General features: G+C 62.6%; 23 protein-coding genes. 13 read left to right on the top strand and 10 right to left on the bottom strand.

Annotated features, from left to right (window positions below; translation table 11 throughout):
* Positions 1-383 precede the first annotated feature (383 nt).
* The 5 genes from ABEA02_RS12280 to ABEA02_RS12260 are packed head-to-tail and all read left to right on the top strand — an operon-like array spanning position 384 to position 6092.
* Positions 384-944: a hypothetical protein gene (locus ABEA02_RS12280; protein WP_345533263.1), complete on the top strand. Its 561-nt coding sequence runs from the start codon at positions 384-386 to the stop codon at positions 942-944.
* Positions 941-2056, top strand: coding sequence for a YHYH protein (locus tag ABEA02_RS12275; RefSeq protein WP_345533262.1), 1116 nt, complete (start codon positions 941-943; stop codon positions 2054-2056). The genes ABEA02_RS12280 and ABEA02_RS12275 overlap by 4 nt, the downstream gene beginning before the upstream one ends.
* Before the next feature lie 11 nt (positions 2057-2067).
* A complete protein-coding gene (locus ABEA02_RS12270) occupies positions 2068-3102 on the top strand; it encodes an Lcl C-terminal domain-containing protein (RefSeq protein WP_345533261.1) in 1035 nt (344 codons plus the stop codon).
* 3 nt (positions 3103-3105) lie between these two features.
* Positions 3106-4608, top strand: a complete 1503-nt coding sequence (locus ABEA02_RS12265; RefSeq protein WP_345533260.1) for a purple acid phosphatase family protein — start codon at positions 3106-3108, stop codon at positions 4606-4608.
* Positions 4605-6092, top strand: coding sequence for a metallophosphoesterase family protein (locus ABEA02_RS12260; protein ID WP_345533259.1), 1488 nt, complete (start codon positions 4605-4607; stop codon positions 6090-6092). Before ABEA02_RS12265 ends, ABEA02_RS12260 begins: the two co-directional genes overlap by 4 nt.
* Positions 6093-6152: 60 nt before the next feature.
* Here ABEA02_RS12260 and ABEA02_RS12255 read toward each other — a convergent pair whose 3' ends face one another.
* The 3 genes from ABEA02_RS12255 to metX are packed head-to-tail and all read right to left on the bottom strand — an operon-like array spanning position 6153 to position 8704.
* On the bottom strand, positions 6153-6959 hold the full coding sequence (locus ABEA02_RS12255) for a DUF3025 domain-containing protein (RefSeq protein WP_345533258.1): 807 nt from the start codon (positions 6957-6959) through the stop codon (positions 6153-6155).
* 13 nt (positions 6960-6972) lie between these two features.
* On the bottom strand, positions 6973-7572 hold the full coding sequence (gene metW, locus ABEA02_RS12250; RefSeq protein WP_345533257.1) for a methionine biosynthesis protein MetW: 600 nt from the start codon (positions 7570-7572) through the stop codon (positions 6973-6975).
* A gap of 1 nt (position 7573) precedes the next feature.
* The gene (metX, locus tag ABEA02_RS12245) at positions 7574-8704 is read right to left on the bottom strand and encodes a homoserine O-succinyltransferase MetX (protein ID WP_345533256.1); all 1131 of its coding nucleotides are present in this window, start codon (positions 8702-8704) and stop codon (positions 7574-7576) included.
* 316 nt (positions 8705-9020) lie between these two features.
* Between metX and ABEA02_RS12240 the strand changes: the two genes are divergently transcribed.
* The 5 genes from ABEA02_RS12240 (at position 9021) to ABEA02_RS12220 (ending at position 11486) form a co-directional block, all read left to right on the top strand.
* Entirely contained in the window at positions 9021-9203 is a 183-nt protein-coding gene (locus ABEA02_RS12240) for a hypothetical protein (RefSeq protein ID WP_345533255.1), read from the top strand.
* Between the two features lie 55 nt (positions 9204-9258).
* Positions 9259-9765 (top strand): GNAT family N-acetyltransferase, encoded by a 507-nt coding sequence (locus tag ABEA02_RS12235; RefSeq protein ID WP_345533254.1) that lies wholly within the window; start codon positions 9259-9261, stop codon positions 9763-9765.
* An 84-nt stretch (positions 9766-9849) separates the two neighbouring features.
* On the top strand, positions 9850-10248 hold the full coding sequence (locus ABEA02_RS12230) for an MbcA/ParS/Xre antitoxin family protein (protein ID WP_345533253.1): 399 nt from the start codon (positions 9850-9852) through the stop codon (positions 10246-10248).
* Between the two features lie 5 nt (positions 10249-10253).
* Positions 10254-10964 (top strand): RES family NAD+ phosphorylase, encoded by a 711-nt coding sequence (locus ABEA02_RS12225; protein WP_345533252.1) that lies wholly within the window; start codon positions 10254-10256, stop codon positions 10962-10964.
* An 18-nt stretch (positions 10965-10982) separates the two neighbouring features.
* A complete protein-coding gene (locus ABEA02_RS12220; protein WP_345533251.1) occupies positions 10983-11486 on the top strand; it encodes a hypothetical protein in 504 nt (167 codons plus the stop codon).
* On the opposite strand, the gene ABEA02_RS12215 is transcribed toward ABEA02_RS12220, so the two are convergent.
* Complete coding sequence (locus ABEA02_RS12215; RefSeq protein WP_345533250.1) at positions 11476-12729, bottom strand: TIGR03862 family flavoprotein; 1254 nt, start codon at positions 12727-12729, stop codon at positions 11476-11478. The two genes, ABEA02_RS12220 and ABEA02_RS12215, sit on opposite strands and share 11 nt — an antisense overlap.
* Before the next feature lie 92 nt (positions 12730-12821).
* Here ABEA02_RS12215 and ABEA02_RS12210 point away from each other — a divergent pair, with 92 nt between their 5' ends.
* Positions 12822-13502 (top strand): hypothetical protein, encoded by a 681-nt coding sequence (locus ABEA02_RS12210; RefSeq protein WP_345533249.1) that lies wholly within the window; start codon positions 12822-12824, stop codon positions 13500-13502.
* Between the two features lie 64 nt (positions 13503-13566).
* Here ABEA02_RS12210 and ABEA02_RS12205 read toward each other — a convergent pair whose 3' ends face one another.
* Both ABEA02_RS12205 and ABEA02_RS12200 read right to left on the bottom strand, forming a co-directional pair.
* Positions 13567-13959: an HU family DNA-binding protein gene (locus ABEA02_RS12205; protein ID WP_345533248.1), complete on the bottom strand. Its 393-nt coding sequence runs from the start codon at positions 13957-13959 to the stop codon at positions 13567-13569.
* 150 nt (positions 13960-14109) lie between these two features.
* A complete protein-coding gene (locus ABEA02_RS12200; RefSeq protein ID WP_345533247.1) occupies positions 14110-14820 on the bottom strand; it encodes a class I SAM-dependent methyltransferase in 711 nt (236 codons plus the stop codon).
* Positions 14821-14989: 169 nt separating this feature from the next.
* Between ABEA02_RS12200 and ABEA02_RS12195 the strand changes: the two genes are divergently transcribed.
* Both ABEA02_RS12195 and ABEA02_RS12190 read left to right on the top strand, forming a co-directional pair.
* Positions 14990-16867, top strand: a complete 1878-nt coding sequence (locus ABEA02_RS12195) for a glycosyl hydrolase family 28 protein (protein ID WP_345533246.1) — start codon at positions 14990-14992, stop codon at positions 16865-16867.
* 3 nt (positions 16868-16870) lie between these two features.
* On the top strand, positions 16871-17341 hold the full coding sequence (locus tag ABEA02_RS12190; RefSeq protein WP_345533245.1) for a GNAT family N-acetyltransferase: 471 nt from the start codon (positions 16871-16873) through the stop codon (positions 17339-17341).
* A 4-nt stretch (positions 17342-17345) separates the two neighbouring features.
* Here the strand turns inward: ABEA02_RS12190 and ABEA02_RS12185 are convergent, their stop codons facing one another.
* From ABEA02_RS12185 to ABEA02_RS12170, 4 genes are all read right to left on the bottom strand, one after another.
* On the bottom strand, positions 17346-17630 hold the full coding sequence (locus tag ABEA02_RS12185) for a DUF971 domain-containing protein (protein ID WP_345533244.1): 285 nt from the start codon (positions 17628-17630) through the stop codon (positions 17346-17348).
* Between the two features lie 23 nt (positions 17631-17653).
* A complete protein-coding gene (locus tag ABEA02_RS12180) occupies positions 17654-18535 on the bottom strand; it encodes an ABC transporter ATP-binding protein (RefSeq protein ID WP_345533243.1) in 882 nt (293 codons plus the stop codon).
* A gap of 1 nt (position 18536) precedes the next feature.
* The gene (locus ABEA02_RS12175; protein ID WP_345533242.1) at positions 18537-19448 is read right to left on the bottom strand and encodes an ABC transporter permease; all 912 of its coding nucleotides are present in this window, start codon (positions 19446-19448) and stop codon (positions 18537-18539) included.
* Between the two features lie 162 nt (positions 19449-19610).
* Complete coding sequence (locus ABEA02_RS12170) at positions 19611-21035, bottom strand: ABC transporter substrate-binding protein (RefSeq protein ID WP_345533241.1); 1425 nt, start codon at positions 21033-21035, stop codon at positions 19611-19613.
* Positions 21036-21223 lie beyond the last annotated feature (188 nt).

Raw genomic sequence — 21223 nt, 5'->3', positions numbered from 1 at the left:
GGCGGAGAAATGCGCGTCCAGGCCATCAGCCGGCAACAGTCCGCATCGAGATGTGCGGTGAGTCGGCTTTCGCCGGCGCCCGCCGCGTCCTCAGCCCGGGCTCGGGGCTACCTCGAAGCACTGCGGAAGGCTGTCAGGCGCCCCTCTTTACCCTCTTACATCTGCTTACAAGGCCTTGCAGTATGTTGCAGCAAGGTTTGTGAAGATGATCCGGGGACCGATTCCATCCAGTCGTGCCGGGGGAGAACAAAATCAAAAAGCAAATCGTAAGCCTTGCTCTGGGCTGCCTTGTTTTCGCTGCGCAGGCCCAGCAAGCGCCTGATGGCGCCGACGCGCAAGCTCGGATTGTCAAACCGCTCCTGCGCGACACGCTGCGCCTGAACGTGTACGCCGACAACTGGTTTGTGCTGTACATCAACGGCAAGCTGGTCGCGGTGGATCCCATCGACTTTCTGCCGCACAACGTCGTGAGCGTCGACATCCTGCCGGAGTACCCCATGACGATTGCCGTGATGGCGAAGGACAATGCGGATCCGGCGACTGGCTTGGAGTACGGCGACCACATCGGCGACGGTGGCTTCATCCTGAAGTTCTCTGACGGTACTGTTACCGACGCACGCTGGCGTGCGCGCGCATTCTTCAAGGGGCCTTTGCAACGTGACACACGGCATCCCAAGGTGCTGCACGAAGCCATTCCTGCCAACTGGTTTGCCGTCGACTTCGACGACAGCACCTGGCCGTTTGCGCAGGAATTCGACACGCGGCGCGTAGGCCCGAAAGAGGCTTTCTATACCGCAGACTTCTCCGGGGCCCGCTTCATCTGGAGCGCAGACCTGGATCTCGACAACACGGTGATCTTCCGGACGCGCATCGACAAACCGGGCTGGCGCGCGCGCTGGAACACACGCCCTGATCTCGACATTTCAGGAGCGCCCCTGCGATGAGACGCTTGCTGACCTGCCTGCTCGCAAGCCTTGGCTTGATGCCGTTCGCACGAGCCCATGTCATTGATGGCACTTCGCATCCGTCTCATGCCGCGCACTACGATCAAACGGTCAGGCCACCGCAAGTTCGCACGGCGATCGCGCCCCCCCTTCTCGCCCAAGGCAGCCGACCCACACCCACGGCAACTGGCCAGCTTGATAACGCTGGCATCAAGTTGCCCGAGGCCATTTTTCTGCCCTTCGCGCCGGGTGTCGGCGTCTGGCGCGATGCGGATTTCTTCTACGTGGCCTCCAACGGCATGCCCGATCACCGCATGATGGTCGGCATCACAGCCTGGCAACAGCAGGTGCCACTCCCCCAGCCTTACAGCGGCGCCAACGCCTGGCGAATTCCCCTGCGACCGGTCGTGGCGGCGCAGCCGCTGTCCGCGCGCCAGCACTTTTTCCGCGGCGCAATCGCGATCGCGGCCAATGGCGTACCCATCTTCAACCCGATCAAGAACGACGGGCGCACCGATACCTATCTTGCCGGTGAGCTGGACGAGTTCGGCGGCCATGCCGGGCGGGCTGATGATTACCACTACCACATTGCACCTACTCATCTTCAAGCGCAGGTGGGCCATGACAAACCCGTCGCCTATGCGCTGGATGGCTATCCCATCTATGGCTACACCGAACCCGACGGCAGCGTGCCGGGCGCGCTCGATGCGTTCAACGGGCACGAAACTGCGGCATTGGGTTACCACTACCACGCTTCGCGCACTTACCCCTATCTGAATGGCGGCTTTCACGGCGAGGTGGTCGAGCGCGACGGTCAGGTCGACCCACAGCCACGTGCGCTGGGTGTGCGTCCGGCATTGCCGCCCTGGCGGGGCGCGCGTGTCGTCGACTTCAAGGCACTGGATGCCAGTCACTACAACCTGATTGTTGAGGTCGCAGGCCAGAGGCATCAGGTGAACTACACCCTGAATGCCGATGGCAGCGTGCGCTTCGATTTCATCGGGTCCGATGGCCCGATGCGCAGCGAAACCTACTCGGTACGTCAGAGCGGCGCCAATGGTTCTCCACGCGAAGGCGGGGCAGACCGCCCACGTCGGTCGCGCAGCCAGTGAGTGCGGGCCGCATGAATAGACTCCCAGCGGACGAACCTGCCCGTCGCCGGTTCTTGCGAGCGAGCGTGTGGTGCAGCGCTGCGGCGACCCTGCCAGCCTGGGCGACGCGCCATGCCTTGCCGGATACCGGTGCGCAGCGCGCCAGCACCCGGACATTCGGGGAGGACGCTGATTATCAGGGGCCTGGCCCGGCGCTGCGTGACGAGGGTGACGGGACGGTTACCGACAGGGTCAGTGGCTTGATCTGGCAGCAGGTGGATGGCGGCGAGATGAGTTGGCCGCAAGCGCAAGCCTATGCCAAGACCTTGAACCTGGCGGGCCACACGGACTGGCGACTGCCTAACAGCCTGGAGCTGTTCAGCATCCAGGATCATGGCCGTCAGCGGCCGTCGCTGGACACCCGCTTCTTCCCTGACAGCGGCGCGGAGTACTGGTGGAGCGGCGCTACGCTTGCCGGAGATGCGAGTCGTGTCTGGGTCACGAACGCTGGCGGCGGGCTTGGCGCGCACCCGCTACGCGAAAGCCTGAGCGCCGGCGGCAACAAGCGCTTCCACGTGCGCTGCGTGCGCGGGCCATCTCCCTTCAGCAGCGGGCCGCGCCTGCGTTTGCTGGAGACAGGGGATCTGATCGATGACAACACCGGCCTGATCTGGCAGCAGGCGGCATCGGCAGCGGCGATGAACTGGGAGGCTGCGCTGGCCTGGTGTGAAAACCTGACGCTGGCGGGGTCTGACGACTGGCGACTGCCCAACATCAAGGAACTGCGCTCGTTGGTGGATGAGGGGCGGCTGCGCCCGGCCGTGGATACCCGCTTGTTACCGCAGATGGCTGCGCTGCCTTACTGGTCTTCAACGCCCTTGGGCAATCGGCCTGAGCGGGCCTGGCAGGTCGACTTTGCCAGTGGGCTGGTGACGTATTCCGACAAGACAGAACCGCTGCGCGTGCTGGCCGTGCGCGATGAAGGGGGCAGCGTGGCTGGCATTCGCGACAAGCCCGTACCGCCGGCGCAGGAGCAACGCAGAAATGACCGAGGAGAGAGGAGCTGACTGATGAGGCACTTCCAAATGGGCGCTGCACTGGCCTTGTGTGCCCTGGTGCTGGCTGCGGGCGTCAGTCTGGCGCAGGAAGGCAGGGGCCGGGGCCCGCGCCAGAACTCCGATGCACTGCAGGGAGACAGGAGCCCAGCGGGGGCAGAGCGGATCGGCGGGCCGGGCCGGCGCAGTGGGGCGAGCGGCTTTCATACCGATGTGCCGGCGCGCCCGCTCGACATCGTGCTGGGCCGACCCACCGCGCGCAGCATCACGGTCAGCCTGCAGTGCTATGCCGATAGCGAAGTAGAGATCATCTATGGCACGCGCCCAGGAGCACTCGATCAACGTACAGCACGATCTGTATTGCGATCGGGCCAGCCTCAGCACCTTGAACTGGGCGGATTGCTGCCCGACACGCGGTATTACTACCAGGTGCGCACGCGCCCGGCCGCCGGGGGTGAGCCGACCGTTACACCCGAGTACAGCTTTACAACAGCGCGTCCTGCAGGGGCACCATTCACCTTCACGATCCAGGCAGACAGCCACCTCGATACGCCAACCTCGCCAGAGAACTATGTGCGCAGTCTTGCCAACGCACTGTCTTCGAGGCCGGACTTTCATGTCGACCTTGGCGACACCTTCATGACGGACAAGTATCTCGACTACACGGATGCAGCGCCTCAGTATCTTGCCCAGCGCTACTACTTCGGCCTGATCGGCCATAGCGTTCCGGTGTACCTCGTGTTGGGGAACCATGATGGCGAGACGCGCACGCGCGGCAGTGATGGCATGGCGCTCTGGTCAAACGGCATGCGCAAGCGTTACTTCGCCAACCCTGAACCGAATGACTTCTACACCGGTAACACCACGCCCTACCGTGATGCCGGCCTTCTCCAGAACTACTACGCATGGCAATGGGGCGACGCTCTCTTCGTGGTGCTCGACCCGTTCTGGTACACCACCAGCCCCACGCGCGATGGCGACAACTGGCCTCGCACACTCGGCCGTGCGCAGTACGACTGGCTCTCCCGCACACTGGCCAGCAGTCCGGCACGCTACAAGTTCATCTTCATCCATCACTTGGCTGGGGGGGAGAGCCGCGAAGGGCGCGGTGGCGCCGAAGCCTCGGCCTTCTTCGAGTGGGGTGGGCGCAATCTGGACGGTAGTGATGTCTTCGAGACCAAGCGACCGGGCTGGCCGATGCCGGTGCACGATCTGTTGCGCAAGTACAAGGTGAGCGCCGTCTTTCATGGCCACGACCATCTGTATGTCAAGCAGGAGCGGGACGGCATCATCTACCAGGAGGTGCCACAGCCCGGCCATGCGCATGGCACGACACGCTCGGCCGAAGAGTACGGTTATCGCAGCGGCGTGATCCTGCCCAGCCCGGGGATTCTGCGTGTCCAGGTCGATACCGCGCGTGCGCAGGTTGAGTATGTGCGCGCGGATGCGAGCGCCAGCGTGGCGGATCGATATGTCATTCTTCCCGCCGAAAGAACGGAAGGCAGGGCAGCCCAATGAGGCGCGACTACCTGCTTGCGTTGAGTCTTGTGCTGGCGCTCAGTGTCATGCCCGCCAGTGAGGCGCAACAGCGCAACGCGCGGCGCACATCGATGCCAACAGGTGCACAGGCGACGCTGGCTGCACCGCTCAACGTCGTGCTGGGGCGACCCGATGCGCAAGGCGTCGTGGCGAACGTGCTGTCGGTGGATGCCACAGAGCTCTACATCACGTACGGCTCCGATGCGGCGGCGCTGGATCGGCGCAGCGATACGTTCCGGGTCAAGGCGGGCGAAACCGTCGAGCTGACCTTGAGCGGATTGCCAGCAGACCGACGGGCCTATTACCGTGTGTGGCACAGGTCGCCCGATGGTTCAGCTTCCGATAATGCCTTTGTGGCCATGCCGGTGGCGAGCTTCCACACCCAGCGCGCAAAGGGAAGCCCCTTCGTGTTCGAAGTGCAGGGCGACTCCCACCCTGAGCGCCGTCACCAGTTCGACCCTGCCCTGTATCGGCAGACCCTGGCCGCCGTGGCGGCGGATCGGCCCGATTTCTACATCCTGATGGGCGATGATTTCAGTGTCGATACGCTGCGCGAAGTCTCGGCCGAGCGCGTCGCCGATCTCTATGTGGCACAGCGAGCGTTTCTGTCTCCCTTGGCGCAGGGCAGCCCGCTTTTCCTCGTCAACGGGAACCACGAGCAAGCTGCGGCTGCGAATCTGGACGGCACGCCGGACAACGTGGCTGTCTGGGCGCAGCGCGCCCGCAATCGCTATTTTCCGCAGCCTGCGCCGGATGGTTTCTACAGCGGCAATGCAGAAGCAGTCACGCACATCGGACTGCTACGCAACTACTTTGCATGGACCTGGGGCGACGCCCTTTTCGTCATCATCGACCCTTACTGGCATTCCAGCGGGCCGGTCGACAATCCCTTCCAGTCACGCGCCAAGGGCAGTGGCGGGGGCTGGGGAATCACACTCGGTGACGCACAGTACCGATGGTTGGCGCAAACGCTCACGAACAGCCGCGCGCGCTACAAGTTTGTTTTCAGCCATCACGTGCTGGGAACCGGTCGTGGCGGTATCGAGCAAGCACACCTCTACGAGTGGGGGGGACGAGGGAAGAACAGCGCGGATGAATTCACGCGCTATCGACCCGACTGGGCATTACCCATTCACCCACTGATGGTGAAGACCGGCGTCACGGCCTTCTTCCAGGGGCACGACCACGTCTTTGCCCGCCAGGAACTGGACGGAATCACCTACCAGACCGTCCCGCAACCCGCCGACCCGAACTACACACTGAACTACAGCAACGCCTATCGTTCCGGCGACATCGTGCCCAATAGTGGCCGTCTGCGGGTGAGTGTCGGGCCCGAACGGGCGCGCGTAGAGTACGTGCGCAGCTGGTTACCAGGTGCCGCCGTGGCGCCGCATGAGGATGGCGAGATTGCATTTGCCTACGACCTGCGCCCAGCACAACCGCACTCTCCACCCAGTCAATAGTCAAGCATTGCGGATGAAGTGGGCTCAAGACGCGTCCAAGAGAGTAATTCGCGATCTATCTCATCTTGTCCGCGCGGCTCGTCGCGGCCGGAAAATCTGTGTATCCGCATAGAACTCGGCGTCCTGCCCCTGCCACCAGCCGGGTATGCCCAGCACGGGCAGGGGCGTAAAGCAGGCCGGGGTGAGGCTGGCAGCGTCGCGGGATTGCAGCGTCCCGGCAATCACCTCATCGAGCCAGGCGCGACGAGATGCCTGCGGCAACGTAAAGAAGGCGTCGGGCACACTCAGCACCCAGGTGTGGGCGGTGATGCTCTTGTAGGGGTTCACGAGCTTTTCCATCAGCGCGTGACCGAAGATCCATGCCTCGGCATGTGTGCCGAAGTGGCTGCGCAAGTCGAGGAAGACGCGTTGCCACTGATGCGCGCGCAGCGCCTCGACCAGCGCCTGCCCTTCGGAGCCCTGACGCACGGCGAGGATGGCAGCGTTCTCGTCGAACAGGGTGACGGTGTCGCGCGTGCGCCCACGCGAGGGGCCGATTCCTTCTTGCGCAATCTGCGCGGCCTGCAATGCGTTGAGCTGGGCCTTGATGCGGGGGAAGCTTAGCCAGACGAGGGCGTTGAAGAAGTCGTGCAGATTGTTGCGGGTCGGCACGCAACCGGTGTCGCTGATGAATGCCTCGTAAGACGTATCAGCGGGCAGGGCCGACTGGGCGACAAAGCGCAGCGGCTTGCCGCGATGATTGGTCAGTGATGGCGTATGGTGCGTGACATTGAGGGCGGCAAGCCAGTCGGCGTGCGCGAGTACGGCGCTGGCAGTGTCGACAATCGAACCGAACCAGGGCGCGGACCAGTCCAGCGAAACTTGCATTGCGCAATCAACGTCAGGCTGCACGCCCCAGCCGGTAGATCGCGACGCTGGCATAGTTGTTCGGATCAGTCTCGATGAGACGGTCCTCATCGAAGGCCACGCGGTCGAGAATCTTGATGCCGCGTTTCTGGCACAGCAGCTCGAAATCGGCCATCGTGAAGAAGCGGACATTGGGCGTGTCGTACCACTCGTAGGGCAACGCATCCGAGACCGGCATGTGGCCCTCGGCAATCGACACGCGGTTACGCCAGTAGCCGAAGTTGGGAAAGCTGACGACAGCCTCGTGGCCGACGCGCAGCATCTCGCCGAGAATGCCATCCACGTTGTGCACGGCCTGCAGCGAGAGACTCATGATGACGTGGTCGAACTGCGCATCCTCGAAACCGGCCAGGCCTTTCTCAAGGTCGATCTGCAGCACATTGAGGTGGTTGGCGATGCAGTTGACGACGTGCGTGACGTCGCGCTCGATGCCATAGCCCTTCACGCCACGTTCGGTAATGAGGTGTTGCAGCAGATCGCCATCGCCGCATCCAAGATCGAGCACGCGCTCGCCGGGCTGGATCCAGCGCGTGATGAGGCCGAAGTCAAAGCGACTATTCTGAGTCAATACCATGTCAAACCTCGATGTTCTGGAAGTAGGCGCGCATGGCGGCGTGGTAGTGCACATCGTCGAGCAGGAAGGAGTCATGCCCGGCAGCGCTGTCGAGCTCGGCATAGCTGACGTTAAGGCCATTGTGCAGCAGGCCGAACATCAGTTCGCGTGAACGCTCGGGCGAGAAACGCCAGTCGGTTGTGAACGAGGCGACGAAGAAGTCTGCCTTGGCACGCGCCAACGCAGCTTGCAGATCTCCGTTGTAGTCAAAGGCCGGATCGAAATAGTCGAGTGCCTTGGTCGTCAGCAGGTAGGTGTTGGCGTCGAAGAAGCCTGCAAACTTGTCACCCTGGTAGTGGAGATAGGACTCGATCTCGTAATCGACGCCAAAGCCGAACTTGTGCCCCCCATCGCGCAGGCGGCGGCCGAATTTCTCGGCCATCGCGTCGTCCGACAGGTAGGTGATGTGACCCAGCATGCGCGCCAGGCGCAGGCCATTGACCGGTACTACACCGTGTTCGTAATAGTCACCGCCGTGGAACTGCGGATCGCTGAGGATGGCCTGACGCGCGACTTCGTTGAAGGCGATGTTCTCGGCCGACAGCTTGGGCGCAGCAGCGATGACCATGCCATGACGCACGCGGTCCGGGTAGCGCAGGGTCCAGTCCAGCGCCTGCATGCCACCCAGGCTGCCGCCCAGCACGGCGGCGAACTGCCTGATGCCGAGGTAGTCAGCGAGGCGGGTCTGGACGTTGACCCAGTCTTCAACTGTCACGAAAGGGAAGGCCGAACCCCAGGGCTTGCCGGTGGCGGGGTTGATCGACATGGGGCCGGTGCTGCCGTAACAGCCGCCAAGGTTGTTCACGCCGATGACGAAGAACTTGTTGGTGTCGAGTGGCTTGCCGGGGCCGACGAGGTTGTCCCACCAGCCCAGGCTCTTGGGCTTGTCGGCGTAGTAGCCGGCGACGTGATGCGAGCCCGACAGTGCGTGACAGACAAGCACGGCGTTGCTGGCTTCGGCGTTGAGTGTGCCGTATGTCTCGTAGACCAGCTCGTAGGCCGGCAGGGAGCCCCCGCCCTTTAATGCGATCTGCGTGTCGAAATGCGCAGTCTGTGGCACGACGATGCCCACGGACGAATTCGGTTCAGTCATATTCCAGAAAAGCAAAAGCCCAGTCGTTGCAGGGGCGGCTGCGCGACTGGGCTGGCGTTGGTACTGCGGTCACTCCCACTCGCTTTAGCCTCATTTATTACGCGCCAGCAAGCTGAGTCAAATCGGCGCAGAGGCAAGTTAAACCCGGATGTCCCGAAAGTCAAACCGGCAGCACCCGCCGGAACGACCAGAAGAAGTTCGGCCGAAGCGTGAAATACATCACTGTCCACCGGGGCACATGCCCTTTCGCACAGATTCGGCTGAAACATGAAATCGCTAAGGTGCACTGCAATATAACCATTCAGAGGGATCGATCATGTTTGATAACGCCATCATCCGCTACGTAGCCATTGCCGGCACCAGCGTGTTTCTCGCTTGCCAGTTCGTTGCCCCCGTCACGGTCAAACCCTACGCCGACCACATCCCGTCGGCCAGCGCTGGCATCCATAGCAGCATGGTTTCGCTGGACGCCACAAAAGTCGTCGCCAAGGCCAACTAAGACTCTTCACCTCTTCATTGGGCTGTCGGTGCCCGCGCCCCGGTAGAATTCCGGCGTGCCGAACTCAGACCGACAAACTCCCCGGACTTCTCCGGTCGATCTCGACAACGCAGCCCATGTGGCTGCGTTGCTGTTTCTGCTCGACCATTACGCTGCCGGCCCCATGGGCGGCAGCCAGCCGCTGACACCAGAAACCCGTGCCCGTCTGGTGCCGGGCCTGCGGCAGCGCAAGGATTACTGCGGCTTTCTGGCATGGCAGGGGGATGAGGCCATCGGCCTGATCAACTGCTTTGAAGGCTTCTCGACCTTCGCAGCCGCACCATTGCTGAATGTGCACGACCTCGTGGTGCTGGAGAGCCGGCGCGGGCAGGGCGTCGGGCAACTGCTGCTGGATGCGGTGGAGGCTGCCGCGCGCCAGCGTCGCTGCTGCAAGCTGACGCTGGAGGTGCTGACAGCCAACCGCTCGGCGATGGCGCTTTACCAGCGTGCAGGTTTTGCTCCCTATGTGCTGGACCCGGCCGCCGGCCAGGCCTTGCTGATGCAGAAGTGGCTGGGGGACTGAGAAGCCGTCCGCCCGGACAGACAGGCCTGTTCTTGAGAAATATATCGTGCTATATATTTCTCAAAGAATTTTGGGTGGCCATCCATGAATGCCCGGCAAGTCTCAGAGAAAGTCGCGGACTACCCGATCGCCAGCGCCGAGGCCGCCACCGTGCTGGCCAAGGCGGTGGCACGCGCAAGTGCGGAACTGGGGCTCACGCAGAGCCGGCTGGCACGTGTGCTGGGGCTCAGCGCGGCCACAACCTCGCGTCTGATGGCTGGTACCTACCTGATCGCTGCCGACAGCAAAAGCTGGGATCTGGCCATCCTGTTCCTGCGCCTGTTCCGTTCGCTCGACTCCATCGTCGGCACGCAGGAGGCCGCCCGCACCTGGCTGCAACACGACAACCTCGCGCTGGCCGGCAAACCGGTGGAGCTGATCGAGCACGTGGAAGGTCTGGTGCGCGTCGTGCAGTACCTCGACGCCTCACGAGCCCGTATCTGAACGCCATGAGCATCACGACCGACAGCCTGCGCGCTGCCGCTGTGCCGCTGCAGGCCAACCTGTGGCGACTGGTCGAGTCACAGCACGTGGCCAGCACGATGAAACTTGTCGACAACGCGGCAGAACAGGACCTGCTGGAAATCCTGCTGGAGCAGGGCAAGCCGCCGCAAGCGGTCAGCACGCGCGATTTCGACTACCTGCTGGCCAGCCCTTTCCGCTATCCGCCCTATCCCGGCGGCTCGCGCTTCCGGGCTGCAACAGACCCCGGCGTTTTCTACGGCGCTGAAACCGTACGCACGGCATGCGCCGAGCTGGGCTACTGGCGCTGGCGCTTCCTGCTCGATAGCCCGGCCCTCACGCAGCTGGGGCCCGTGGCGCATACGGCATTCAAGGCCAAGGTATCGACCGCGCTTGCCATCGACCTGCGCAAACCGCCGCTGGATGCATACACCGCGCAGTGGACCGCAACGCGCGACTACAGCGCGACGCAATCTCTCGCCCGTCAGTCACGTGATGCCGGCCTCCAGGCCATCATCTACCGCTCGGTGCGCGACCCGCAGCCTGCCTGGTGCGTAGCGCTGCTGACGCCGCTGGCCTTCGCGGCACGCAAGCCCGAGGGCGCCACACAGTCCTGGTGGCTGCGTACCACGCGCAGCGAGATTCTCTGGCGACGCGACGCACAATCGTTCCGGTTCGACCCCGCGGAATGGCAATAGCCGTATCATCTGCCCACCATGCAGCACATTCGCCTCTTCCTTCAGCGTCTCACGCCCGCCTTGTTTGCGACAGCCGCGCTCTGCGGCCCGGCGCACGCCGCCGACGCGATATGCAGTGCCGCCGGCATGACGGACGCCAATTGCCGCCAACCCGTGATGGGCGAATGGGCAATGTGGCGCTACGTGGTCAATGACAAGACCGGTCCGCTGCGTCCCAGCGAAGAACAGGCCATCGAAGACGCCGTGCGCCTGTTGCGGGAAGCCTATCCCTGCGGCATCACCCATGCCCTCACGCCAGCGCCTTACACGGCAACGGCCAATCTTTGGTCATGGCCCATTCGTGAAGATGCCATGCGCATCCAGTTCGTCGGCTTCGCCGCCGGCGACACGCGCAGCTGCAGTGGCAGCTTTGGCGAGCAACGCGGCTTCGTGCTGATCCGCCGCGAACGCAAGGTCAGCTGTCCCAAGGATTTCAACTGGCTGGTTCGCGACGACAAGCCCGGCATTTGCATCAAGGATTGAGCCAGCCCAGCACACCCAGTGCCGCTGCGCGCCCCGTCGCAAAGCAAGCAGTCAGCAGATACCCTCCTGTCGGCGCCTCCCAGTCCAGCATCTCGCCTGCGCAGAAAACACCGGGGCGTGCGCGCAGCATCAGCCCCGCATCCAGCGCACCAAAGCACACACCGCCCGCGCTGCTGATGGCTTCATCGAGCGGCCGCGTTGCCAGCAGGCGCAAGGGCAGTGCCTTGATGCCCGCAGCCAGCTGTTGCGGATTGGCGAAAGCCTCCTTGCTCAGGCACTCGCGCAGCAGACCGGCTCTTACGCCGGTGATGCCAAGACGGCTTTGCAAGTGACTGGACAAGGAGCGCGAGCCACGCGGATGGGCGACCTCTTGGGTCACACGAGCCAGATCGCGTCCGGGTGCGAGATCCAGTTCCAGCAAAGCACTGCCTTCGCGTGCGATCTGCTCGCGCAACGGCGCAGACAAGGCATAGATGAGCCCGCCCTCGATGCCTTGTGCCGTCACCATGCATTCGCCGTGCCGTGCATGGCGAATGCCCTTGGCGTCGACGCAACTGGCACTCACCGACTTGAGTGGCTCACCAGCGAAACGCTCCCTGAAGTGCTCGCTCCATGCACATTCGAAACCACAGTTGCTGGGTTGCAGAGGTGCGACCTCGACGCCCTGCGCCTGCAACCAGGGCACCCATGCACCGTCAGACCCCAGACGCCCCCAGCTGCCACCACCCAGCGCCAGCACGACAGCGTCGCAGCGCAGCGACACCTCACCATCCGGAGTCGTGAAGGCGGTTTGGAAAGATCCGTCAGTGCCGCGTTCGCACGCCCCTGTCCATCGATGTCGCACATGGACCTGGACACCGTCGTTACGCAACCGATGCAGCCACGCCCGGAGCAAGGGCGCCGCCTTCATGTCGGCAGGGAAGACGCGACCAGAGCTCCCCACGAAGGTATCGACACCCAGTCCGTGAATCCACTCACGCAGTTGCTCCGCACCGAAAGCCTGCAACATGGGTTGCAACTGCGTCTGGCGATCTCCGTAACGCGTCACGAATGTATCCGTCGCCTCGGAATGCGTGATGTTCATGCCGCCCTTGCCGGCCATCAGAAACTTGCGCCCCACGGAAGGCATGGCGTCGAACACCTCGACAGACACGCCAGCCTGCGACAGCACTTCTGCCGCCATGAGGCCAGCCGGGCCGGCTCCAATGACGGCAACGCTGCAGATCGATCTGGATTCAGGCATGCGAAAGAGGGACAGACTGGGTAAAACGGGCACGACTATAGCCCGGACAACGGCACGCAGGTAGCATGCAGCCACCTCGGGGGAGTAATGAAATGAATATGCAAAGACGCAAGGCTTTGGGTTTGGGCGTGTTGGGCTGGGGCATCCTAGGTGCACCGGGTATGGTGCCGCTGACGGGCTGCTTCACTTCGGAATTTCTCTCGAAGGATCAACGTCCGACCTACGCCGAGAAAATCAGCAGCGTGCTCGTCACACCGGACCGCCGTCAGCTGATGGTACTTGGCGAAAAGTATCACTACATCTTTGACATGCCACCCCTGCTGTCGAACGTGCTGGGCAGCGAGTGGCAATCGTCTGTGCGGGCGATGTTCTACCACTTCAACGTAGACACCGGTGGCCACATTTCGGGCGAGGTGCATTTATCACTGGATGACAAGGCCGCCGATTCCGTCGTGCAGGCCGCGCTGGCTGCAGGACTCAGCGACACAGGTACCCGCAAAGGCGCGCCGCCTCCTGCAACAGCCATCCGGGGTACGGTCACGCTCAAGGGGCAACGCTTCCGCGCCAATGGCGTGCAGGCCGGTGCCCGTCAGGCGCTCAACAAGGAATACTCGATCATCGTCAGCGAACCGGAGAATGCCGCCAGCATCGCCGTGAAAGTCGTGGGCACGCCCATCACTCTCGCTGCAGACGGGCTGTTGATCGTGCTGGTGGCCGGCGTTGCTGTAGTGCTGCTCCCGGTGTTCATTGCGTCGCAACTAGGGAATCGCTAGCCGACCATGTAAACAAGAAAAGGCGCCCAAGGGCGCCTTTTCTTTGCACGAAGTGCAGAGCCGATCAGAGAGCGGCGTCCTTCAGCTTCTTCAGAGCGCGAGCCTTGATACGCACGGTAGCAGGCTTGGCGTCGAACCAACGCTCTTCACCCGTGAACGGATCCTTGCCGAAGCGCTTCTTCTTGGCTGCGATCTGTTGCACGCCGATCTTCAGCAGACCGGGCAGCGTGAATTCGCCAGCGCCCTTCTTGTTCACGGCGCCCAGCACGGTGGCTTCGAGAGCGGCCAGAACAGCCTTGACGGCCTTCGGCTCAACACCGGATTGAGCGGCCAGGTAGGTCGCCAGACCGGCCTTGGTGAAGGTTTCCTTCACGGCCTTCGGTGCGGCGGCGGGTGCCTTGGCGGCAGCCTTCGCTGCGGGCTTGGCAGCAGCCTTCTTGGCTGCGGGGGCTTTCACTGCTTTCTTTGCGGTTGCCATAGGTTTCCTGTCGTAAAGGACTAAGGGATGTCACCCTGCAGGGTGACCGTGCTGCATGTATTTCAGCAGCGCGATTCTAGCGCTCAAATTTCTTTGTGGTGTGCGAAAAACGCGAGAAATTAGGGGTTTTCACAGGGGTTTGAGTGCCACAGCGTTAACGAGTGTCTCTTCACGCTGCCCGGGCGGAGGCGGCGTGACCAGACGAACGGTCTCGAAAAAGCCCAGATCCTCGCGGCTCCACCACAGGTACGGCAGGTTGATGCGCGCGTCAGGCAAGTCGAATCCCGCCGCGCGAATCATCGCCACATATTCCTCCGAAGTCTTCTGCACTTCCATCGGGTGGCGGAAGAAAGTACGGATCATCCAGGAGTGGATGTAGCGCTTGGTCGACTCGGCGAACAGCAGCACACCTCCCGGTTTGAGCACGCGGAAAAACTCGGCCATCGCGGCTTCCTGCTCGACGATGTGATGGAAAGTCTGATGGCACAGCAGCATGTCGAAGCTCGCATCGGGCAGGTCGATCTGGGCGGCGTTGGCCGCGTGCAGGGTGACCTTGCTGGCGCATTTCGCTGCCGCAGCACCGGCTCGCGCGCTCATTGCAGGATCGGCGTCGAGCGCAACGATCTCGTCCGGCGCGAAGCGTGCAGAGAGTTCGGCAAAGGAATGACCGAAGCCACAACCCACGTCGAGGATGCGCGCGAAACGCTGCGACGGATCGGGCAACAAAGGTTGCAACAGGTCCAGGGCGCGGCGGATGACGTGGACTTTCCAGATGCCTGTATTGAGGAACCAGTTACCGAAACGCGATTCCTCGACAAAGGGATGAATGGCTGTACTCATGTGCATGGAGGATATCCAGAGGTTGGCAAGGATACGCCAGCATGGCGCGGGCATGGTGTCATGCAGCAAATGTGGTGCGACGAGCTGCGGTAGAGTGCCGCTTGCCCATCCGGCCGGATCGAGCGATCCGTGCCTTCATTGCGTTTCAGCAACATCCTGCGGAGCCCTCATGAACCCCAGCTCTATGCTGCACCTGTCACTGATCAGCCTGGCCTTTGCGAGTTCCGTCGCCATCGCGGCGCCACCTGTTGCGGCACCTGCTGACCTCGAAGTGCCCTCGCTATCAGCCGATGACACCAGCCTCGTGCTGGTGTGGCGCAAGCCCGAGACCTACGGTGACATCCGTGACTACCAGGTGTTCATGAACGGCAAGCTGCTTGGCAGCGCGCGCGACAACGCGCAGCGCCATTCACCGGCACAACCGTGGATCGACAAGTTTTACGAGAGCGACAAGCAGAACGTGCACGTGCGGGTGCAGCCCTTGAGTTTCACGGTCACCGGCCTCAAGCCGAAGACACGCTATCGCTTCAGCGTGCGTGCCGTGCTCGCCAACGGCAAGTTCTCGCCCGCATCGAAGGCGATCACTGCACGGACAGAGGCCAGCGCGCCGGTTTGCGACATCTTGCAGAAAGGCGCTGTCGGCGACGGGCAGACACTCAACACACGTGCCATCCAGGACACCATCGCCGCGTGTCCCGCAGGCGGCAAGGTACGCATCCCTGCCGGCAGCTTCCGTAGCGGCGCGTTGTTCCTCAAGAGCAACATGACCCTGGAGCTCGCCGAAGGTGCCAACTTGCTCGGCTCCGAGGACGCAGCCGACTACCCCGTCGCACAGGGCTACAAGCTTTACACCTACACCACCACGCAACGCCCGCCCTCGCTCATCAATGCGCTGGACCCGGATAAGCGCGAAGCCGGCACCTTCCACAATATCCGCATCGTCGGCAAAGGCATCATTGACGGCAGCGGCATGCGCCGCGCCACGCCCGACAGCGTGACCAGCGAGATCGGCAGCAGCCTGCCCCAGTACGTCTTCACCACCAACCGCAACTACAAGGAAGGCGGCCTGCTAGCCGCCAGCCAGGTCGACGCAGCGGTGAAAGAAGGCATGCCGCTACAGGTCGCCTACGGTCAGCGCCGCTCCAGCCTGATGACGCTGCGCGGCGTCGCAGGTCTCTACATTGCGGGCGTGACGGTTCGCAACCCGGCCTTCCACGGCATCATGGTGCTGGAGAGCGAAGACGTCACCATCAACGGCGTGACGCATACCAGCTACGACGTGAACAACGCCGATGGCCTGGAGTTCGGCAACAGTGCCGGCATCAAGGTGTTCAACAACTTCATCGACACAGGCGACGACTGCATCAACTTCGCGGCGGGCACTGGCGAAGAGGCCGAGAAACAGCAACCCACGCGCAGCGCCTGGCTGTTCAACAACTACCTGCGCAACGGCCACGGCGCCATCGTGCTGGGCAGCCATACGGGAGCGTGGATCGAGGACGTGCTGGCCGAAGACAACGTGATCAACCTCACCTGGCATGGCCTGCGCGCCAAGACCAACAACCTCAATGGCGGCGGCGCACGACGCATCGTCTACCGCGACAACGCGCACCGCGACCTGTCACGCGAAGCCCTGATCCTCACCACCGACTACTCGGACCCCAACGCACTGATCGACTACAAGCCCGCGAAAACCACTGGCCAGTTCCGCGACTTCCTGATCCAGCGCAACACCGTCGAGTTCACCGGCGACTGGAAGCCCACTCCCATCCCGCAAGGGCCGGATCGCAAGCTGACCGTGGTGGACTTCCCCGCCCTGCTGCTGCAAGGCGACATCAAGAACCAGGCCTATCACGACAACATCGTGGTTGATGACCTCGTGCTCATCAACAGCTTCCCGATCAAGCTCGATGGCGTACGCAATGGATTCCTGCGCAACATCACTTACAGGAACTGGAAGGGCAAAGGCAATCCGTGGGTGGTCAGCAACGCACCGGGATTGAAGATGCAGGATGTAAAGCTGCAGCCGGGCGAGAACTCGCGCTGAGCCATGCCGCGCGAGCTGCGATCTGCCGACGCTGCGGACGCCTTTGCCATCTGTACGCTGTTGCGCCGCTCCATCACGGAATGCTGTGTCGCGGATCATGCCAACGATGCAGAGCGGCTAGCCGCCTGGCTGAGGAACAAGACGCCGGAAAACGTATCGCGCTGGCTGCTCAGCGCGGGCAACGCCTCGTTCGTGACGGTGCAGGATGCCGCGATTACCGGCTTCGCCCTGCTGAATAACGCCGGCGAAGTAGCGCTTTGCTACGTGCTGCCCGAAGCGCGTTTTACCGGCACGGGCAAAGTACTGCTAACAGCCATGGAAGATTGCGCACGTCAGCGTGGTTTGACGGCGCTGCGCCTTCACAGCACTCGCAGTGCGCTGGACTTCTACTTGCGCAACGGGTTCCAGGTCACGGACGAGGCAGTCGTCGTGTTCGGCATTACTGCTACACCCTTACGCAAAACCCTGACCTGACTACTCACTGCGCCGTCGTCAGCTCGATGAGATAACTCAGCGGGTAGATGCCACGCTCATGCCCGTCAGAGAAAGCCAGGTTGAGCGCGTTGGTGCCAATCGGCTTGAGCGTCTGCAACGCAACGCCATCTGTAGGAATGTGACCGCCCTGCAGCTTGAGTGCCATGCACTCGGCGCAACGGCAGGCTGCGCGCAGCCGCGTGTAGGGAAGCGGGCGACGCGAGCCGTCGTCCAGTTCGAGAAACATCGTCGCGATACGGTCATCCGTCTGCAAGCTCAGTATCTGCATTTTTCCTCCCGCGCACGGTCAACTCAGGCGTTCACTATTCCGGCCACCCCGCCCGGTCCCACATCGGTTGCAAAGCCAGCCAGCGCACCGTCATGCAGCTCGCTGCCCATCGCGGCGAGGCTCTCCTCCCGGATCAACTGGCGCAGCTGCTGCACATAGGTAATGAATTCGGGGCTGGAGGTCATGGCGGCGGTACGCGGGCGCGGCAGGTCAATCCTGATCTCGGCCTTGATGCGCCCGGGCCTTGCGGTCATGACGTAGATGCGGTCAGACAGGAACACGGCTTCGTCGATGTCGTGCGTGATGAACAGCACCGAGAGGCGGAACTTCTGCCACATGTTGGTGAGGATCTCCTGCATCACCACTCGGGTCTGCGCATCGAGCGCACCGAAGGGCTCGTCCATCAGCAGCACCTGCGGCGAGGTGGCCAGTGCGCGCACGATGCCGACGCGCTGCTTCATGCCGCCCGAGAGTTGATCGGGGTAGTGGTTCTCGAACGCCAGCAGGCCGGCGAGGCCCAGCAGGGTGCGTGCCGAGGCTTCGCGCGTCGAGCGGCCGACGCCCTTCATCTTCATGCCGAACTCGACGTTCTGGCGCACCGTCAGCCAGGGGAACAGCGAATACTGCTGGAACACCACGCCGCGCTGCACGCTGGGTCCGTTGATGGCCTCGCCATCGACGGTCACGCTGCCACTGCTCGCCTTGAGGAAGCCCGCGACCACGTTGAGCAGGGTGGATTTGCCGCAGCCCGAGGGGCCGATGAGGGTGACGAACTCACCGGGTTTGACGTCGATGGATGCGCGGTCGATGGCCACCACCTCTTCAGTGCGCGTCGTGAAGCGCACGCTGAGATCCTCGACGCGTATCCAGCCGGTCTGCGTGGCTTCTGCCGTTGCTGCGTTCATGTCAGTCACTCTCCATTTGCGCGCGGTGCGCCCAGGGCATGACCCAGGAGCCGATGAGCCGGATCAGGCCCGAGCAGAGCAGCCCCAGCACGCCAATGACGATCATGCCCAGCACGATTTCGGAATAGCGCACCAGCGAATAGGCCTCCCAGGTGAAGTAGCCGATGCCGAACTGGCCCGAGATCATCTCCGCCGCGATCAGCGAAACCCATGCAACACCCATGCCAATCGTCAGCCCGGTGAACACATGCGGTAGCGAACCAGGCAGCACCACATGCCAGAAGAGTGCGAGCTGGTTGGCGCCCAGGCAGCGCGCGGCACGCACCAGCACCTTGTCGAGCGCCTGTACGCCATGAATGGTGTTGAGCAGGATGGGGAAGAAGGAGCCGAGGAAGGTGATGAAGATGATGCTCACCTCATTGCTGGGCCACAGCATGATGGACATGGGCACCCAGGCAATCGCCGGAATGGGGCGCAACACTTCGAGCGCGGGGAAGATCAGCTCGCGCGCAATGCGGTTGCGGCCCATCAGCAGACCCAGCGGAATCGCGATCAGCGCAGCAATACTGAAACCCGTGAGAATGCGCTGCAGGCTCAGCAGGATGTGGCGCTGGAAGCGTGTGTTACGGATCAGCGCGATGGCGTCTTCGAGCACCGCCTGTGGTGCGGGGATGTTGTTGAAGCGGATGTAGAAATCGACGCGGTACTTGACGGCGAAGTGCCACAGGGTGAGCAGCATGCACAGCGATAGCGCACCGAACAGCCAGGTGAGCAGCGTGCGTGGTGCGATGAGGGGCGGCTTGCGCGGCATCATGGCAACAGGTGCCGCAGGCGCTGTGTGCAGCGCTGGCGTCGCGCTGGCGGGCGCTTCCTCGACCTCGCTGCCAGCCAATCCCTCGATTCTGTGTGCCATCAACATTGCTTGCTCCCGGATTTACATTTGGAATGCGGGCATTCCACTTGACGCTCCCCTCTCCCGCCTTGCGGGAGAGGGGCTGGGGGAGAGGGCAGATCGCGCGACACCCTCTCCCGGCCTTCGGCCACCCTCTCCCGCAAGCGGGAGAGGGCACACCATTCACTTCACCGCCGCCAACACCTGCTCGTACTCCAGCACCTTGCCGCCCACCTTGGCCGCGTAAGCCTCGGCATCCTTCTTGAGCAGGAAGGGTTCGATCACGAGGTTCTTCGCATCCTTGTCGCTGAAGGCGAAGAAGGCGTGGTCGGCGAACAGCTTGATGTTGAGGTTCTGGTCGAACAGGAAGGCCACGCCGATCGACTTGCCGGCAGCCTGCGCTGCCTTGATCGCCCCCAGGGTGCAGGCGGCAGAGCTGTAGGCCGTCAGTTCGCCGCTCTTGAGCCAGATCTCGCCCGCTTCAATGCTCTTGGCAATCGGCTTCTTGCAGAAGGGGTCCGTACCCTTGACCTCGGTACCGGCGAAGCTGGCTTTCTGCTTGTCGTAGTCGAGGTTCTTTTCCTTGAAGGCCTGACGCACGTAGGTTTCATCCACCCAGGCGTCGGCATCAAATGTCTTCACGCGGCCCATGCGTTGCAGCACGCCCGTGTTGTACTTGATGGTCTCGATCCACTTGGGTTTGATCGTCGGGTCCAGCGTGTGGATACCGGCCGGGCCGAGGAACATGTAGACCACTTCCTTGTCGATCTTGGTCCATTCGGCAATTTTCTCGGCGGCTTCCTTGGGGTTCTTGTTCACCCACTCGTTGGCCTCGATGACCGACTTCAGATAGGCGACGACAAACTCCGGGTACTGTTTGGCGAAGTCTTCACGCACCACCACACCGTGGAAAGTCGGCAGCTTGGTTTCAACACCGTCGAAGATCTTGCGCGCGAAGCCCTTGAAGGGCAGCAGCTCGGCAAAGGGCACGAAGTCACCATGCGCATCGATCTTCTTCTCCTGCAGGTTGGTGGTGCCGACCTCGGGAGATTGCGAGGAGAGATCCCAGAAGTCTTCCTTCCAGCCACGGTCTTCCATGGCCTTGAGCATCATGCCGTGTGCGGCTGATCCGAAGGGCACGGAGACCTTCTTGCCCTTGAGATCGGAGAGCTGGTAGTAGGGCGAATCCTTGTGCACCACCACGCCATTGCCTGCACCGAACTGGTTGTAGGCGAGGATGGCGATGAGCCGGCTCTTCGTTTCGTTGCCGGCCTGAAAGGTGGCGCCATTCACCAGCAGCGGGTAGTCCCCCATCATGCCGATGTGCAGCTTGTTGGCGACCATGCCGTTGGTGACGGGCGGACCCGAGGTGAAGTTCTGCCAGTCGATCTTGAACTTGATGTTCGCGTACTTGCCGGTCTTCGGCAGGTTCTTCTCAAGCAGCCCAAGCTTTTCCAGCACGATGCCGCCGGTGACGGTATTGGTGGTCGTGCTCTGCGTGCCGATGCCCACCACCACTTCCTGCTGTGCCCAGACACTCGCTGACAGGCCTGCCATCAGCACCAGCGCGAGTCCGCTTCCCGCGCGCTTGATCCACTTGCTCACCATGACCGCTCTCCCTTCGCCAACACGCTACCGACCTTGATAGCCACACATCCGCACCGCCATTGGTGCGGATTTGAATTCCTGCGCCCCATCGACGCCACACCGCAGGGGTCGATGCCATTCCTCCGTGCGCCCTGACTGACCCCTCACCCAACCCTCCACTAACCCTCACCCAACCCTCTCCCGCAGGG

Source organism: Viridibacterium curvum, assembly GCF_039544165.1.
GTDB classification, from domain to species: Bacteria; Pseudomonadota; Gammaproteobacteria; order Burkholderiales; family Rhodocyclaceae; genus Viridibacterium; species Viridibacterium curvum.
The sequence above is the reverse complement of the archived record's forward strand: the minus strand, read 5'-3'. Positions and strand labels throughout refer to the sequence as shown.

Coding starts and splice junctions, on each gene's coding strand:
- ABEA02_RS12175 (WP_345533242.1), bottom strand. CDS start 19,448: ATGGCACACAGAATCGAGGGATTGGCTGGCAGCGAGGTCGAGGAAGCG.
- metX (WP_345533256.1), bottom strand. CDS start 8,704: ATGACTGAACCGAATTCGTCCGTGGGCATCGTCGTGCCACAGACTGCG.
- ABEA02_RS12190 (WP_345533245.1), top strand. CDS start 16,871: ATGCCGCGCGAGCTGCGATCTGCCGACGCTGCGGACGCCTTTGCCATC.
- ABEA02_RS12220 (WP_345533251.1), top strand. CDS start 10,983: ATGCAGCACATTCGCCTCTTCCTTCAGCGTCTCACGCCCGCCTTGTTT.
- ABEA02_RS12260 (WP_345533259.1), top strand. CDS start 4,605: ATGAGGCGCGACTACCTGCTTGCGTTGAGTCTTGTGCTGGCGCTCAGT.
- ABEA02_RS12180 (WP_345533243.1), bottom strand. CDS start 18,535: ATGAACGCAGCAACGGCAGAAGCCACGCAGACCGGCTGGATACGCGTC.
- ABEA02_RS12265 (WP_345533260.1), top strand. CDS start 3,106: ATGAGGCACTTCCAAATGGGCGCTGCACTGGCCTTGTGTGCCCTGGTG.
- ABEA02_RS12195 (WP_345533246.1), top strand. CDS start 14,990: ATGAACCCCAGCTCTATGCTGCACCTGTCACTGATCAGCCTGGCCTTT.
- ABEA02_RS12225 (WP_345533252.1), top strand. CDS start 10,254: ATGAGCATCACGACCGACAGCCTGCGCGCTGCCGCTGTGCCGCTGCAG.
- metW (WP_345533257.1), bottom strand. CDS start 7,572: ATGGTATTGACTCAGAATAGTCGCTTTGACTTCGGCCTCATCACGCGC.
- ABEA02_RS12275 (WP_345533262.1), top strand. CDS start 941: ATGAGACGCTTGCTGACCTGCCTGCTCGCAAGCCTTGGCTTGATGCCG.
- ABEA02_RS12210 (WP_345533249.1), top strand. CDS start 12,822: ATGAATATGCAAAGACGCAAGGCTTTGGGTTTGGGCGTGTTGGGCTGG.
- ABEA02_RS12200 (WP_345533247.1), bottom strand. CDS start 14,820: ATGAGTACAGCCATTCATCCCTTTGTCGAGGAATCGCGTTTCGGTAAC.
- ABEA02_RS12215 (WP_345533250.1), bottom strand. CDS start 12,729: ATGCCTGAATCCAGATCGATCTGCAGCGTTGCCGTCATTGGAGCCGGC.
- ABEA02_RS12185 (WP_345533244.1), bottom strand. CDS start 17,630: ATGCAGATACTGAGCTTGCAGACGGATGACCGTATCGCGACGATGTTT.
- ABEA02_RS12270 (WP_345533261.1), top strand. CDS start 2,068: ATGAATAGACTCCCAGCGGACGAACCTGCCCGTCGCCGGTTCTTGCGA.
- ABEA02_RS12240 (WP_345533255.1), top strand. CDS start 9,021: ATGTTTGATAACGCCATCATCCGCTACGTAGCCATTGCCGGCACCAGC.
- ABEA02_RS12255 (WP_345533258.1), bottom strand. CDS start 6,959: ATGCAAGTTTCGCTGGACTGGTCCGCGCCCTGGTTCGGTTCGATTGTC.
- ABEA02_RS12230 (WP_345533253.1), top strand. CDS start 9,850: ATGAATGCCCGGCAAGTCTCAGAGAAAGTCGCGGACTACCCGATCGCC.
- ABEA02_RS12170 (WP_345533241.1), bottom strand. CDS start 21,035: ATGGTGAGCAAGTGGATCAAGCGCGCGGGAAGCGGACTCGCGCTGGTG.